This window comes from Leeuwenhoekiella sp. W20_SRS_FM14 (genome assembly GCF_052119605.1).
GTDB lineage: Bacteria > Bacteroidota > Bacteroidia > Flavobacteriales > Flavobacteriaceae > Leeuwenhoekiella.
In genome coordinates, this window is sequence record NZ_JBGQOK010000006.1 from 88,801 (window position 1) to 105,047 (window position 16,247).

Annotated in this window: 15 protein-coding genes; 2 read left to right on the forward strand and 13 right to left on the reverse strand. The window is 35.2% G+C overall.

Going from position 1 to position 16,247, the window contains the following annotated elements; genetic code table 11:
- Positions 1-2 precede the first annotated feature (2 nt).
- From ACEN25_RS11565 to ACEN25_RS11590, 6 genes are all read right to left on the reverse strand, one after another.
- Positions 3-893, reverse strand: a complete 891-nt coding sequence (locus ACEN25_RS11565; protein WP_441803052.1) for a hypothetical protein — start codon at positions 891-893, stop codon at positions 3-5.
- Positions 886-1,824, reverse strand: a complete 939-nt coding sequence (locus tag ACEN25_RS11570) for a mechanosensitive ion channel family protein (RefSeq protein ID WP_441803053.1) — start codon at positions 1,822-1,824, stop codon at positions 886-888. The genes ACEN25_RS11565 and ACEN25_RS11570 overlap by 8 nt, the downstream gene beginning before the upstream one ends.
- Position 1,825: 1 nt before the next feature.
- The gene (locus tag ACEN25_RS11575) at positions 1,826-3,115 is read right to left on the reverse strand and encodes an ABC transporter permease (protein WP_028377729.1); all 1,290 of its coding nucleotides are present in this window, start codon (positions 3,113-3,115) and stop codon (positions 1,826-1,828) included.
- On the reverse strand, positions 3,115-4,071 hold the full coding sequence (locus ACEN25_RS11580; protein ID WP_441803054.1) for an ABC transporter ATP-binding protein: 957 nt from the start codon (positions 4,069-4,071) through the stop codon (positions 3,115-3,117). Before ACEN25_RS11580 ends, ACEN25_RS11575 begins: the two co-directional genes overlap by 1 nt.
- A gap of 276 nt (positions 4,072-4,347) precedes the next feature.
- Positions 4,348-5,463 carry a molecular chaperone DnaJ gene (gene dnaJ, locus ACEN25_RS11585; RefSeq protein WP_441803055.1) on the reverse strand — a complete coding sequence of 372 codons (1,116 nt, stop codon included), beginning with the start codon at positions 5,461-5,463 and terminating at the stop codon, positions 4,348-4,350.
- Between the two features lie 55 nt (positions 5,464-5,518).
- Positions 5,519-6,073: a nucleotide exchange factor GrpE gene (locus ACEN25_RS11590; RefSeq protein ID WP_441803056.1), complete on the reverse strand. Its 555-nt coding sequence runs from the start codon at positions 6,071-6,073 to the stop codon at positions 5,519-5,521.
- A gap of 157 nt (positions 6,074-6,230) precedes the next feature.
- Here ACEN25_RS11590 and ACEN25_RS11595 point away from each other — a divergent pair, with 157 nt between their 5' ends.
- Positions 6,231-6,896 carry a YceI family protein gene (locus tag ACEN25_RS11595; protein WP_441803057.1) on the forward strand — a complete coding sequence of 222 codons (666 nt, stop codon included), beginning with the start codon at positions 6,231-6,233 and terminating at the stop codon, positions 6,894-6,896.
- 45 nt (positions 6,897-6,941) lie between these two features.
- Here ACEN25_RS11595 and ACEN25_RS11600 read toward each other — a convergent pair whose 3' ends face one another.
- Entirely contained in the window at positions 6,942-7,847 is a 906-nt protein-coding gene (locus ACEN25_RS11600) for a TIGR01777 family oxidoreductase (RefSeq protein WP_441803058.1), read from the reverse strand.
- Positions 7,848-7,969: 122 nt separating this feature from the next.
- On the opposite strand from ACEN25_RS11600, the gene lnt reads away from it, so the two are divergent.
- A complete protein-coding gene (gene lnt / locus ACEN25_RS11605) occupies positions 7,970-9,574 on the forward strand; it encodes an apolipoprotein N-acyltransferase (RefSeq protein WP_441803059.1) in 1,605 nt (534 codons plus the stop codon).
- Between the two features lie 2 nt (positions 9,575-9,576).
- Here lnt and ACEN25_RS11610 read toward each other — a convergent pair whose 3' ends face one another.
- From ACEN25_RS11610 to ACEN25_RS11635, 6 genes are read right to left on the reverse strand one after another with little or no spacing between them, the layout of a single operon-like run.
- Positions 9,577-10,977 carry an exopolysaccharide biosynthesis polyprenyl glycosylphosphotransferase gene (locus ACEN25_RS11610; RefSeq protein ID WP_441803060.1) on the reverse strand — a complete coding sequence of 467 codons (1,401 nt, stop codon included), beginning with the start codon at positions 10,975-10,977 and terminating at the stop codon, positions 9,577-9,579.
- A 24-nt stretch (positions 10,978-11,001) separates the two neighbouring features.
- The gene (locus ACEN25_RS11615; RefSeq protein ID WP_441803061.1) at positions 11,002-12,012 is read right to left on the reverse strand and encodes a glycosyltransferase family 4 protein; all 1,011 of its coding nucleotides are present in this window, start codon (positions 12,010-12,012) and stop codon (positions 11,002-11,004) included.
- Positions 11,969-13,339 (reverse strand): O-antigen ligase family protein, encoded by a 1,371-nt coding sequence (locus ACEN25_RS11620; RefSeq protein ID WP_441803062.1) that lies wholly within the window; start codon positions 13,337-13,339, stop codon positions 11,969-11,971. Before ACEN25_RS11620 ends, ACEN25_RS11615 begins: the two co-directional genes overlap by 44 nt.
- Positions 13,320-14,393, reverse strand: a complete 1,074-nt coding sequence (locus ACEN25_RS11625) for a glycosyltransferase (RefSeq protein ID WP_441803063.1) — start codon at positions 14,391-14,393, stop codon at positions 13,320-13,322. The genes ACEN25_RS11620 and ACEN25_RS11625 overlap by 20 nt, the downstream gene beginning before the upstream one ends.
- Positions 14,394-14,395: 2 nt before the next feature.
- Complete coding sequence (locus tag ACEN25_RS11630) at positions 14,396-15,508, reverse strand: glycosyltransferase family 4 protein (protein ID WP_441803064.1); 1,113 nt, start codon at positions 15,506-15,508, stop codon at positions 14,396-14,398.
- Positions 15,508-16,098 (reverse strand): hypothetical protein, encoded by a 591-nt coding sequence (locus tag ACEN25_RS11635; protein ID WP_441803065.1) that lies wholly within the window; start codon positions 16,096-16,098, stop codon positions 15,508-15,510. The genes ACEN25_RS11630 and ACEN25_RS11635 overlap by 1 nt, the downstream gene beginning before the upstream one ends.
- Positions 16,099-16,247 lie beyond the last annotated feature (149 nt).

The window sequence follows — 16,247 nt, forward strand, 5'->3', positions numbered from 1 at the left end:
TTCTAAAATTTAAATTTTACTCCAGATCTAAAGTAAAATGTATTGTCACTATTTATAGTATATATATCGTCGCGCTCATTATTACGCAATCTAAAATCATTGCTAATTGAATGAGTCGCATAAGCGTAATATAACAAATGCTTTGTAAAGAAATGCTCATAACCCAGACCTCCCATAACAATAGTCATTGAGATATTTTCTGCAGTACGACCATCTATCACCATATTATTCTGGATGTTTGCAAAAAAGTTATCTAAGGTTACAAAGGCCTGCAAGGCATCTTTATGATCGTCATTTAAGTAATGACGCACATTTGTTTTTGGCACTCCCAAAGTATAAGTCCAGTTAGGGTGAAACTCTCTATAATAATTAACGAGCGGAAGCGGGTAGTTACGCCCGGGAGTGGTTGAATAATCAAGACCAAAAATCCATCTGTATGGCTTTGTGGTAGATGCATCTTTCATATCATTAATCACATAGACTGAAGCTGTATAAATCCAGTCGTCTGAAACCAAACCATCCTGAAGATTTGAGCTAATGCGAGCTCCAGCTTTCACACCAAAGCGCCAGTTTTCATTAAATTTCCAGGTATATCCTAAATAGCCATCAATTTGTTGAAGCGTGCCCACTTCCTGTAGATTGAAACCTACAGGAACAGGATCATTAATATCAACATTGGTATTTCGGTACTCAAAGCCTGCAACTAGTATCTTATCTAACTCCTTATCTAATGGAATAGGAACCTGTAACAATGCGCGAAAACGCCCCACGTTATTTTGAGAATTACTAAACGGCACATACATATACTCAACACGTGCAATATCTGTGCTCTGCGCCTGTACACTGGTTACAGCAGCTAATACGATTAAACTTATTATAAGTCTGTTAATCATTTAAGGGGTTGTTTATTAATTCTGATGTTTTATAAAAATGAATATCGCGCTGCGGAAACGGGATAGTAATATTGTTTTTTCTAAATTCTTTATCTATACGAAAACGAATTTCACTTTTAATTCTTGGGTCTGAAAAGCTATCTGTAATAAAAAAATAAACTCCAAAAGCTAATGATGAATCTGCAAAATCTTCAAACAGCACAAAAGGTTTTGGGCTTTTTAGCACACCGTTTTGCTCAATCACACACGATAAAAGAATTTTTTTTACCAGTTCTGTATCGCTACCGTAAGCAACCCCCACCTTAACAGCTTCCCGTGTGGTTCTGTGGTTTTGCGTAAAGTTGAACACAATATCACTTATAAACTTGTGATTAGGTATAATAATAACTTTATCGTCTCGGGTTAACGCACGTGTGGTACGTAACTTTATTTCAAAAACACGAGCTACTTTACCTTCTATCTCGACTACATCACCTACACTAAGTGACTTGTCTAGCATAATAAAAATACCGCCTATAATGTCTGTAAATAAATCTTGCAAAGCTAAACCCAGACCTACAAAAAGGGCTGCAGAAGCGGTGAGTAATACCGTCACATCTATTCCAGAAGCACTAAGCGTTATCAGAATTACAGTTAAGTAAACCAGATATCTTATAAATTTGAAGATACTTTTAAACTTGAGTTCATTCTCCAAATCCATTTTCCGGGTAATCAAACTTCTTATGAGTCTGAGTACCACTGTGGCTACAACAAAGGCTAAAACAACAAGAAGTAAATGACCTATGGTAAGGTCTATGGTTTTTCCACCACTTTTAAAATGGAAACCCAGTGACAAAAAATCTAAAATTGTTCCCCAGATATCTTCCTGAATAACATCTTTTACTTTTTCTGCCCCGTCCTTAACCGTTTCTTTTACGTTCTCCTGAATCATTTTAGTACTTAATCCACTTTAAAATTTCTTTATAAGTTGGTTTTTTACCGTACATAAGAATACCTACCCTATATATTTTTGAACCAAACCAAACTGTAAACAGAAAGCTACCTATTAATATACTTACCGAAAGCGCTAGCTGCCACCACGGCACACCAAAAGGTATACGCATTAACATGACAATAGGCGATGTTAATGGTATCATTGAAAATGTAGTCGCAACAGAGCCGTCAGGATTATCAATTACCGCAAAAAATCCTACATAAATTGCCAGCATAAGTGGCATAATAATAGGCAACATAAATTGCTGTGTATCGGTTTCGCTATCTACAGCTGCACCTATAGCAGCATAAATAGAACTGTATAAAAAATAACCTCCTATAAAATAAACTAAGAAAAAGCCAGCCAATTTAAGTAATGGTAATCTCAATATATCTAAGAGAATCAACTCTATTTTATCAAGATCTGTAGCCGCCATATTGCCTACAGGAGTTTTTGTAGCAGTAGGATCTAGCCCCAGATATAAGGTTAAGCATATAAGTAAACCACCACCTATTAATAACCAAATCATAAATTGAGTAATTCCGGCAAGGGTTGTACCTATAATTTTACCCATCATTAATTTAAATGGTTTTACTGAAGAAATTATAACTTCAATTATACGATTGGTTTTTTCCTCAATAACAGAACGCATTACCATATTACCGTAAATGATGATAAACATCATCAGCAAATAACCAGCGCCACCACCAAAGCCTGCCTTAATCCAATTAGATATTTTTGAAGTACGCTCTCCTTCAAAATCCTCAATACTCACAGATATAGATGTTTTAGACTCATCTATCATATCAAGATCTACCCCACGATCTAATAATTTCTCATTTGTAAGTTTTGACGATATCTGGCTTTCTATACTTTCTAAAGTAGCAAAACCGGGAGCCTCATTACCATAAAAACGCACACCAGAGGTGTTTTTCTTAATATTACCGGGTATATAAAGTAAACCAAAATAATTGTTATCTTCTACCTGCTCTTTTGCAACAGCAAGACCTGCAGGCGATAAATCAACGTAATCTATACTTTCGGTACTTTCAAATTCTTTATAAAATAAACCGCTCTCATCAACAACAACTATGGTGCGCTTACCAGCTTCATTTACCTGAGTTAGATACGTAATGAGCAAAATCATACCCACCACAATTAACGGACTCAAAAACGTCATTATAATAAATGATCTGTTTGTGACTCTGGCTTTATACTCGCGTCTAATAATTAAACCTAGTGCTCCCATTAATCTGCATTTATTGTTTGAATAAAAATGTCATTAACCGTAGGTATTACCTCTACAAAATGATTAATAGTTGCTTTGTCTGAAAGATAAAAAAGCAAATCTCTTGACTTTAAATCTTGCGGAATTTTCACGATCATTTTCAGATCATTTTCATTAATAGTTTTAAAATAGGCCGGTGACACTTCCCAGTGTGCCGCCATCTCAGGTAGTAATGTTTTTTCTAGATTTTGTAAACTAACTAAACTATCATCACGTGTTTCTAAACCTATCTCATAGGTATTCGTTCGGTAGTTGCGTTTAATGTCAGATAATTTTCCGTCTAGAATCTTATTACTTTTGTTAATAAGAGCGATGTGATCACACATCTGCTCTACAGATTCCATACGGTGTGTAGAAAACAAAATGGTTGCGCCGTCATCTCTTAGTTTGAGAATTTCGTCTTTTATGAGTGTTGCATTTATAGGGTCAAAACCACTAAAAGGTTCATCAAAAATCAACAATTTTGGTTGGTGTAAAACTGTCACTATAAATTGAACTTTTTGCGCCTGCCCTTTAGACAACTCCTGTATTTTTTTGTTCCACCAGGTCATCATTCCCAGTCTTTCAAACCAGTATTCACTGCGTTCTTTAGCTTCAGCCTTACTTAAACCTTTAAGACGTGCTAGATAAATCACCTGTTCACCTACTTTCATTGACTTGTAAAGGCCACGCTCTTCTGGCATATACCCAATATTTGCGATATGCTTAGGGTCAAGAGGCTCCCCATCAAGAAGTACGGTACCAGAATCTGGCATCGTAATTTGATTGATGATACGTATAAGTGTTGTCTTACCGGCACCATTAGGTCCTAATAATCCAAAAATACTTCCTTTGGGAATTGATATAGAAAGATCGTTTAGTGCGGTATAATTGCCGTATTTCTTGTATATATTATCAGCGACCAGCAGGTTTGTCATAGAAACAGAAATAAAGTTTAAAGATATTGAAATGATTAAAGCCTGTAGACTTCTTATGATTTATTTAGTACGCCAGCATCTAAAATACTAAGCATTCTCAAACATTCTTTACAGATTTAACCCTAAACCCTTTTTATCAAAATAGGCCTAAAACAAAAACCCACCCTTAATTTGCATCAAGGATGGGAAAAAAATTGCTATGAAAAAGAAAAATATCACTAACTAGTGATTAGTGATATTCAAATATACACATTTTTCTTAATAAGCTCTTAATATCTACGAAAACATGTCTTTTACCTTCTCAAAAAATGATTTATCCTCTTGTTGTGGCTTAGGAGAGAAGTGATCATCATCAAGCATATTTTCAAAAAACTCTTTTTGTTCTTTACTTAAGTTCTTAGGTGTCCATACGTTGACATGTACTAATAAATCTCCTTTACCATACCCGTTGATAGAAGGAATACCTTTTCCGCGTAAGCGTAAAATCTTTCCACTTTGAGTTCCTTCTTCAACTTTAATTCGCACTTTACCAGTAACGGTATCAATTTCTTTACTGGTTCCTAAAACAGCTTCAGGAATACTCACATATAAATCATAATGTAAATTATCTCCTTCTCTACTTAAGGTATCGTGTGCCGCTTCTTCAATTACAACCAGTAAATCACCAGAAATACCATTATTACCAGGTGCTTCATTACCCTTTCCTGTAACTTTAAGTTGCATCCCGTCAACTACACCAGCAGGTATTTTAATTGATACCGTTTCTTCTTCGGTAAGCATACCTTGAGAATCTGCATCTGCCGGTTTAGAATCTATAATTTGACCACTACCTCCACAAGTTGTACAAGGAGAGGCTGTTTGCATTCTCCCTAGAATCGTATTTGTGACACGAGTAACTTGCCCCATCCCGTTACAGGTAGAACACGTTTTATAAGTAGTTCCGCTAGCCTGCTTCTTACGTTTTACTTTAATTTTTTTCTCTGCGCCATTAGCGATTTCCTCCAATGTAAGTTTTACACGTATACGTAAGTTACTCCCTTTAGTTCTACGCTGACCGCCACCACCAAAGCCGCCGCCAAAACCGCCACCGCCAAAGGCACTGCCAAAAATATCACCAAATTGGCTGAAGATATCATCCATATTCATGTTACCCCCATTAAAGCCACCCCCTTCAAAGGCTTGATGACCATATTGATCGTAACGTGCACGTTTATTCTCATCACTTAGAATCTCATACGCTTCTGCTGCTTTCTTAAACATATCTTCAGCTTCACTGTCACCGGGATTCTTATCGGGGTGATACTGTATCGCTTTTTTACGATATGCCTTCTTAATTTCAGCTGCGGTTGCGCCTTTACTCAATCCTAATATGTCGTAATAATCTTCTTTCATCCCAATCTTCTCTTCAAAATTTAAAATTCTATGTTTCGCTTACCTGAATTACAAATTATTTACCTGTAACCACTTTTGGAAAACGAATAATTTTATCTCCTAACTCATATCCTTTTTCAACAACATCTACAATCTTACCCTTAAGACTGTCTTTAGGAGCTGGGATTTGAGTAATTGCTTCATGTATATCTGCATTAAAAACATCGCCTGCAGAAACTTCCATCTCTTTAAGACCTTTAGATTTTAAAGTTTCTCTTAATTTATTTGAAATAAGCTCTACTCCTTTTTGAAGATTCTTATCTTTTGCTTTTTGAATTTCAATTGCCGCTCTGTCAAAATCGTCAAGTACCGGAAGCATAGCCTGCAGAACTTCTTGCCCTGCTGTCTTAAACATCTCAACGCGTTCTTTACTAGTACGTCTTTTGTAATTTTCAAACTCAGCAAAAAGTCTTAGAAACTTATCTTTCTCTTTGTCTAATTCAACTTGTAAATTAGCTATTTGATCTTCTACAGTTAACTCATCTTCAGAAACTTCTGTTCCCTCTAAATTAGTTTCTACGTTAAGATCTTCCTGATCATTTATAATATCTTCTCTATTTTCTGAACTCATTTTGTCATAATTTCTCTTGCATAGGCAAAATTGCTGCCAACATTATTAAAATGTCAAAATGTCACAGGTATAATTTATCGTTTATTTAAGAGGTTATCTCGTACAATCTTATAAATTTGATTGCTTAAATTAACACTTAAAGGTAAACACAATGAAGATGAAATTTTACACGCTTTTTACTATGGCTGTGCTTGTTACAGCTTTCATTTCTTGCAAGAATGAAGCAAAGAATGAAACTGATGCTGCTGAAGCAGAAACTGTTGTTGAAGCTTCTCAGGAAGCATCAAAATTTATGTTAGATAAAGATGCCTCAACTATTAAATGGGAAGGTAAAAAACCTACAGGGACACATACGGGAACTGTTGCTGCAGAATCTGGTGTAGTACGTTTAGAAGGAGATGAGATTAGCGGAAGTTTTCTAATCAATATGACTTCTATAGTTGTTACAGATTTAGAAGGTGATCAAAAAGCAAATCTTGAAGACCACTTAAAAGGGACCGTTGAAGGTAAAGAAGGTGACTTTTTTAACGTAAAAAAATATCCTACTGCTGCTTTTGAAATAACTGGTGTTACTGAAAAAGACGGTAAAAAAATTATGTCTGGAAACTTAACGATTAAAGAATCTAAAAAGAATATTGAATTTCCTGTTATGTATGAAGTAGCTGGCAATACTATGACGTTGAAGTCTGAGCCTTTTACAATAGATCGTACGGAGTGGGGTGTGAACTATGGTTCAAAGTCTGTATTTGACAATTTAGGTGATAAATTTATCAATGACGATATTCAATTAGAATTTACGATTGTTGCTAACCAACAAATGTAATTCTCTTTAAGTACAAATTGAAAACCCGGCAAATGCCGGGTTTTTTTATGCCAATAAATCTTGTAATGCAACATCTAGTTTTTTGAACCTAAAATCAAAACCCTGCTGCTCAATCTTTTTTGAGCTCACTTTCTGACTTTCTAAAACTATCGCAGCCATTTCTCCTAAAATTATCTTGAGCATAAAAGCGGGCACATTAGGCAAAAACAAAGGTTTTTTGAGGATAGAAGCTGCCTCTTTAGTCATTGCCTCATTTGTAACAGGAAATGGAGCTACTGCATTATAAACACCCTCTAATTGATTTAACACCACAAAAGTAAATACTGCTGCAAGGTCCTCAATATGTATCCAGGATTGCCACTGCTTACCGTCACCTAATGGCGCTCCTACGTATATTTTAATTGGCTGAAGTAATTTTTCTAATGCTCCACCATCTTTAGCAAGCACTACTCCTATACGTATCTTAGATACTTTAATTTCTAATTCTTTAAACTTATCTGCTGCAGCTTCCCAGACTTCGACAACTTCCCCTAAGAAGCTGGGGTTATAAGTCTCAAAACTTTCTGAGTAATTAATTGTTTTTGAAGAAGGATATGCACCTATTGCACTCGCAGATACAAAATGTTCTACGTTATTTTCAGTTTCGTTTAAGGTGTCAAAAAGTAGCTGCGCCGTATTTATTCTACTTTCTATAATTTTAGTTTTGTATTCATCTGTCCATCGTTCTGCAATACTTGCTCCGGCAAGATGTAAAATACACGTAACTCCTTCAAAACATTTTGTATCAATCTCAAATTTGTTAGGATTCCATAAGAAGCCTTTATAATTTTTGTGATCTTCTATTTTGTTAGCACTCGTTGTCAAATAGTGAATAGATTCTCCCTGGCTCTGTAATTTTTTTGTTAGTGCCTGGCCCACAAGTCCTGTTGCTCCCGTTATTAAAATACTCATTTTAAATTTTTAGGTAATTTAATGAGATTGCAGACCGTTCTAATTACTTTTAAAACACCTTTAACACGGTTGATTTTAAAAAGAACGAAATCTTAACTTGCAGCACTATTTTTAATCACATTATGAAAAATATTTTATTAGCGCTCACCTCAGGATTAGTATTAGCAATTGCCTGGCCTACCTACGGTTTTCCGGTATTGCTTTTCATTGGTTTTGTACCGCTATTGTGGGCTACGCATAACTATATCAAATACAATACAAAGCGAGCCAACTTAAAAATCTTCAGTATTGCATACCTATGTTTTTTCACATTTAATATTATAACAACCTGGTGGCTTTACAACTCTACGGGGTTTGGGATGTGGTTTGCTGTTTTGGCAAATTCCTTATTAATGACCTTTGTTTGGCTTTTATATGCGCGTATTTCAAAACGATTTACCGTAAACCTCAGCCTAATTTTTTTAATAGCTACCTGGATGCTATTTGAGTTTTTACACCTCAACTGGGATTTTTCCTGGCCGTGGTTAAATTTGGGTAATGCTTTTGCCACGAATACGGGTTGGATTCAATGGTATGAGTATACGGGGACTTTTGGCGGAACGTTGTGGGTGTTAATTACAAATGTGCTCCTTTACAAAGCGCTTTTACAGTATTCTGAAATTAAAAACAGAAAGTTCTTATATGGCAGACTGGTACTGGCTTTTGCAATTATCATAGTGCCAATTACTCTGAGTCAGTTTATTTACAATTCTTATACTGAAACAAAAAATCCTGTAGAAGTTGTTTTACTGCAACCTAATATTGACCCGTATACCGAAAAATACAATACAACAAATGAACGCATAGCCGATTTGCTTTTTAAAGAATCTGCAGAGGCTCTAACTCCCGAAACAGCATTTTTAATCGCTCCTGAAACCGTTCTCGCAGAGGGTGCCGGCGTAGACCTTAGGAATTTTGATTACAGTGCCGAAAAACAAAGAGCACAAGATTTTTTACAGAATTATCCCAATTTAAATTACCTGGCAGGTATTCAGTTTTACAGATTATATACAAAAGAAAGTGACTTGCTGCCTACGAGTAATTATGTGGGTAACGATCGCTTAGGAAATCCCTTATGGGCAGATTTTTTCAATTCAGCCTTCTTACTCAATAGTTCTGGTAAATCGCAAATTTATCACAAGAGTAAATTGGTCGTAGGTGTAGAAAACTTTCCGTATCAAAGTATTTTAAAGCCGCTACTTGGTGACGTAATGATTGATCTGGGTGGAACTGTTTCTATGAAAACCATACAGGAAAACAGAGTTGCTTTTACCGGATTAGATGGCACTAAAGTAGGACCAGTTATTTGTTATGAATCTGTCTATGGAGATTTTGTTACAGATTATGTAAATGCAGGATCTCAATTCTTAGCAATTATCACTAACGATGCCTGGTGGGGAGATACTCAGGGCCACAAGCAACATCTCAATTACGCAAGATTAAGAGCTATTGAAAATCGAAGAAGCATCGCCAGAAGTGCAAACACTGGTATTTCAGCAATTATAAATCAAAAAGGAGAGATTGAAAAAGAGTTAGGCTACGGCCTGGGAGAATCTTTAAAAGGTATCATCAATAAGAACGATGAAATTACATTTTATACCTCATACGGAGATTATCTGGCTAAAATGGCTTTTATTCCAGCAGTGGCCATTTTTATACTTTCCTTTTTCAGACGTAAACGAGAATAGCATTATTGCCCTCTGTAATAAACTACAGTACTTATTGTTTTAAGAAGAATATTTAAGTCTAAAAACAAATTGCGATGCTTAATGTAAAACAAATCATATTGTAGCTTTTCTAAAGAATCATCTACTGAATTTACATAGCGCCCGCAAACTTGTGCCCATCCTGTTAAACCGGGTTTTACAACGTGCCTGATATCATAGAAAGCAATTTTCTCTGAAAGCTCTTTTACAAAAACCGGGCGTTCTGGTCTTGGGCCTATAAGGCTCATATCGCCCCTCAAAATATTTATACATTGCGGTATTTCATCAATACGTAAATTTCTCAATATCTTACCAAAAGGTGTAATGCGCGAGTCTTCTTTCTGCGCCCATTGGGCTCCGTTAGACTCGGCATTTTTAACCATAGTACGCAATTTAATAATGGTAAATAGTTTTCCATTTAATCCTACACGTTTTTGAGTATATAGAAGTGCTCCTCTATTACCTATAAAGTTTCCAAGTAATACTAATGGCAAAAGAACTAATGAGGCAATAAGCACAACCGCTGCAAAAATGACATTAAAAAATCGGCTTATAGCTAAGTAAAATCTGTTCTTATTACTTCGGCTAAATGGGAAGTATTTATAAAAATCACGTTCAACGTGTTGTACCGGAACCCGGTGTGTAATCTCCTCATATACCTGTGTATATTCTCGTATGGGAAAACCCTGACCTAACAAAATCATTAATTGATTATAAAGATCTATACCTACACCTTTAGACGGACTCGCAACAACTATTTCTGAAACTGAATACCTTACAATAGATTTCAGCAAATCATTAACTTCAATAACCTTTAATCTCCTGTCAAGAGCTTCCTGCTTAATCGCATCTGTATTTACATATCCTATAACCCGATAATTAGGATCTGCGACATGAAGATTATCTGCGATAAGATTTATGTCAAAACTATTACCCACGATAAGAATACGTTTATTAAAACGCGGAGCTGACACAAAACTGATGTAGGCATACCTCCAAATTAAGAGCCCTATGACTATGGCAAAATAGAAGTAAACAATCTGGAGTCTGTTTTCTGGTAAAACCGGAGTAAAAAATGGTGTAAGTATAAAGAACAGAACGGTTACCGATACGGTAAGTACTACATTTTGAAGTGTAGACTGAAACGATGCAGCTTTTTGCAAATCGTACATTTCAAATATAACCGCAAAAATGGAGTAATAGATCGCAAGTACTAAAGCCCACTCCCATCGTTCTGAATTGATTTTAAAATAATCAAACTGAAATACTCCGCCAAGGAGTGCTAACATCAGAAAAATAAAAAATAGGTCAAAAATTCGCAGAAGTATTTTACGCTCTGATATTTCAAAATGGATTTTAGGGATCCAAGGCATTTTAGGAGGCATTTAATTTACTCAAATATAGCGCATTTAAAATAGGATTTTATGCCAGAGATTCTTAACATTTTTCCAGTCACAGTTTTCGACCATTAGACGGGCATTAGCAGTAATTTCTTGAGCTAACAGGTCTTTAAAAATTAAGTCCTTTATTTGTTCTGAAAATTTTGTTACCGTATTTTCTTCAACAAGTAAACCTGTAACGTGATCTGTAACTAAATAAGGAATTCCTCCTACAGCTGTACTTATTACAGGCAAACCTAAAGCCATGGCTTCTAGGATACTAACCGGAAAATTATCAAAATGAGTAGTATTTATAAAAATATCATAGCCTTGAGACAATTCAATCCAACTTGATTTTGATAATTTGCCCGTAAACCTAACAGGAAGATTGTTCTTTTCTGCGTAGTCTTTGCAAATTCGCAAACTCCCATCTTTTTCTGGCCCTACCATACAAAGTTCAACATTAGGAAACTCTGCCTGAAGCTCTTCAACTAGCTTAACTGCTAATAATGGATTGTAAATCGAAGCAAAAGAGCGAACCCATAAAAGTTTTGGACGTATATGTTCGCGCATTTTAAATGTGTACCTCTCAATTGCTATAGCATTAGGGATGTGTTGTACTGTATAACCTTCTTTCTCAAACACTTCTTTCAAATACAATGACGGACTCACATTTAAAAATGATTTATTCAATAATCGCTTGCAAGATTCTGGATTTGATTTTAACCGCCCGGGTAAATTACCTCCGTGTAAAATAGGAATGTATGGTATGCTTAGAAAGGAACATAACATGCCTGAATAATATGCAAACCAAAAATTTTGTGTACTGTAAGTATCTATGAGCACATAATCTACCCAGGATTTATTTTTAACAATAGCATAAAGCATCTCAAAAAAGCGGAATAGTTTAGACGCTTTTGTACCTGCATACCGCACCAAATAACCTTCTTTTACCAGATTAGGCCCTAAGGTATCTATACCGGTAGGAGTCGCAGCTTTAGTCGCTAATTTGTTTCCTATGTATAGTATTTTTCTTTTCATCAACAACATTAAGTAACGCAAGGGCATAAAGAAAAGCAGGCGCAGCTATTCGCATAGAAGAATGATTAATTGTGAGAAACCAAAACCCAAAAAACGAATAGAATAAATAGTTTTTTCTATTTCCTAATCTGTAAAACAAAGGGGCAACAATTAGAATTATTAAAGCAAATAATCCAAAAATACCGTGTTCTGAAAGTAGTCTACTAAGTTCATTATGCGAGGCTGCTAGAATATCTAGTTTTTCTTCGCGATACTCTCTGGTTTTACCTACCCCTATACCCATTATAGGATTATTCACAAAAAAAGTAAGTTCTGATGTGATTAATTCTTCACGGCCTGTTGAAATATCTTCTTTTATACGACCTGCAGCATCTTTATTTGCATAACGTAAATCAATAAGCCCCATCGTACGTACAGAAGATATAAACCATGTTGTAGCTATAGCAATACCCAACACTAGCATATAAAAAGACAGTGCATTTTTTTTCTTTTTAGTTACACCCTGAAAATAAAAAAAGATAAAAACGACGCTTATTATTGCTGCTGTAAAAATACCTCCTCGTGAAAATGTGATAATTCCTCGATAGGTTAAAAACATTAGGATGGCGAGGTTTATAAAAAAGATCAATTTGTTTTTCCCGTTCACAAATAATTGAACGGTAAGCGCAAACATTCCAATGCCTAATGCAGTAGCTACTTGATTAGGACCATACCCCCCCGAAAGTGCAAAATTAGAGCCAGTACCGTTTAAAACTTCTCGTGTATCTGGTGTGTAAAAATAAAGATAAGATCCTAAAGAGATTACGGGCATTAAAAGAGCCCAAACCACCTTATGTAACTGTTCTCTACTTACTCTACGATCATAACAATAGAGCGCTGCGACACCTAGACAAAAAGGACCACTTAGGTTAAACATAATCGCATTTCTAACGTTAGTATCAAAATTTAAAGTAGAAGCTGCGTAAATAACTCCGGGTATTAAAAGCAATAAATAGAGCCAGTAAACTGCAGATTTTCTAGAAGTTCCACTAAAAAAGAGCCCAATAAGAATAAAACAAATAACTGAATATTTACCAGCTTCCCAGGGTATGATACTCCCTCCTGTCATCCTGAAAAATACTTCTCCCGCAGTCATATAGGAAGCTGCAACTAACACCTGATTTTGCTTATTACCGGTCTGAAAAATCCATATTACAAAAAGTACAATAGATCCTAAAAAGTAAATAATCCCTAAAAATCGAAATAGATATATGGCAAAGCCAATCGCAACGTGTAGCGCGATTAGCTGAATGTATATTTTATTGTAATTAGTTGAGAACTTGCTCATATATGCCTATAACTTCTGCTAACACAGAATTTGAGCTGTAAAAACGCTCAATCTTTTTCTGTAATAACATTCCGTAATCAATTTTTAATTGAGGTGTTGATTTATAGTTTAAAACTGCATTTACTAAACTTTCAGAATCATTAGGAGGTACACATATCCCAGCACCATCAAGTACTCGCGCACAATCTCCTACATTTGTTGTAACCACCGCAAGGCCTGCTTGCCCATATTCTAATAACGATAAGGGTAAGCCTTCAGAATTTGAAGTTAATAGACCAATATCAAAATAAGGTAAAACTGAAGATATTTTAAGATGTGCCCCATAATAAAAAACCGAATCCTTAAAACCAGTAGTTCCAATACTCCTTAAGATTAAATCTGAATAGGTAGTATCTATTTTACTTCCAAAGAGATGTAGGGTATATTGATCATCTATTTTCAGTAATTCTTTAAAGCTTTTTAAAAGTAATTGATGATTTTTTTGAGACCTTAAATTTGCCACACAAACTAATCGTTTCCCGTTTGTTCCCTTAGGATGAAAGCTGACATCTAAAGGCAACGCATCTGCAATAAAATTTTTTATAAAAACGCTCTTCTCTATATTTAAATATTCTTTAGACCAGCGACTTAGGATATCATTCACGGCAATCACCCCATCAAAAAACCGACTTAATGGCTTTAAAAATCGGGTGTCTCTTTCCTTTAAAAATTCACTATTACCATAATGGTCATGCCATATAACCTTAAGACCCGGTGTTATCATCTTCACTAAAACAGCTGTAAAGTACGAACTTCCGTGCGCTTGTATAAGCTGTATATTATGAGTCCTTATAAACCTTCGTAAACGTAAAAATGCAGCGAAATCTAGTGTGCGTTTTTTATTTAAAAACAAATAAGGGATCCCCGTCTTGATAAGATTTTTTAAATCTCCCTCTGCACGTGTAGCACACAATGCAGAAACTTCAATCTTACTAAATAATGCATTAGCATAATTTACTGCCATACGCTCAGCGCCTCCTACTTCAAGACTATCTATTAATTGGAGAATACGCATCGTTACAGAAGCTTTTTAATTTCGGCATTAAAACGGTCTAAAGTATATACTCTAGACCAGTTTGAGGCCTTATTAGCCATAAATTTCAACTGCTCTTTATTTTTTAAAACAGGAATTAGTTTAGCTATATCTGCCTCTAAATCGGCTTTTAAAAGAATTCCTCGTTCTGTTTTACCTAACATAAATGGCACACAAGAAACAGGTGTTACCAGCGGTATCGTACCCCACCACATCGCCTCAGCAACAACTTTTGGCCAACCTTCACTCTTAGAAGGCAAAATTAAAAAATGACTTTTTAGATAAGCTTCCTGTACACGTTCCGGTTTTTGATTCCCGTGAAAATATAAAGCTCCCTTTAGATTCGTATTATTCAAATTCTCTCGTAGCTGTTCTTTAAGAATACCATCTCCATAAAAATGTAACTCACTGGGAAAGCCTTTTAAAATAAGTTCTTCTACAAGATCTATTGCATATTGAGGTCGTTTACCGGCAACTAGACTTCCCACAAAGAGAAAGCGCAGCGGCAGGTCATACTTTCTTAGCGGAATAGCGCCTGTATCAGCTTCAGTATAACTTGCAGTAAAAAATGGTTTTATATTTTTAGTTTGATTGGGCCATTCGCCATATACCAAAACCTGCATGTTTTTTGTTATTAACGTACTGCTGAGTATCCATTTCTGAAGCCTGTAACTCCAAGGCTGTTTGGCTTTAGGATCCCAATTGCCTGCATATTTTGCTGTTTTACGCTTCCGCGGAAATAAAATCTGAACAAAGGCTCCTAATAATCCCATATTGCCCGGGCACCGCAAATGAATATGGTCAGCTTGAACCATCGCCTTATAAATCGCTATTAAAATTCCGGGAAGTTTTATAAATGCGTGTATAAACTGATAAAATGAAGTGAGATTAATCGCCGGCACTTCTTTGAATTCAATTTCGTCTCTTTCGTAAGCAGTATCTATTTCTCCGGGTTTTGCAGAATTTAATGGAGCAACTATACAAACCGCATCTACGTGATTAAACCACAGATTCATTTCCTTTATATAAGGTGTGTATGAATAATATTTTCCGCCTACCTTATAATGTTTAATTTGTGTAATTACTGCGAATCTCATTAATAGAGCGCTTCGTTTGGAATCAAGTTACTTAAATAATTTTGAGGATGTAATTTTTTTCTTGACCACTCGAGATTAATCATTCCCATATCTAGATATGCCTTGTTTGTTTGTAACAAACGTATCATATCAGGAACTTCATCAAAAGCAGTTCTACTAGACAAGGAATAGTAATTTTCATTTGTCAAAAAATCATTTGTTACTACAGTAATTGGTGTTGAAATTATGGCTAGGCCAAACAAGCTGTATTCACCAATTTTCCAACCTGGAGTATTGAGTAATCCATCATCAGCTATTCCTATATTTGAATTTTTAAGTCTTTGAAAATATACTTTTTTAGCAATTTCTTTTTTTGTCAATAATAATTCTGGACATTGTTTTTCTGAAAACGTGTCTGGATAAATCCCTGTTATAACATTAGAAAAATGACTTTTCAAAATTTTACAAGTCGAAATTCTAAATTTATTTTGAATTCGTCTACGTTCTTTTTCTCTTTCACAATTACTATTATCAGGATTCCAAAGACGAGTGCAAAAAATAATTCTTCCACCTTGATCACTAGTATTCGATGGTAGTTTAGAAATATCCATTGATTTATGACTTGTATTTGTAATTATCTCAAAATAATCTAATGATCTTATCAATTCGATTCTATTTCTTTTATCTATAAGATTTCTAAATTTCATGTTGAAAAGAAATGATAGTGCCTTGTAGGAATAATTAACTTGAAATGGCAATG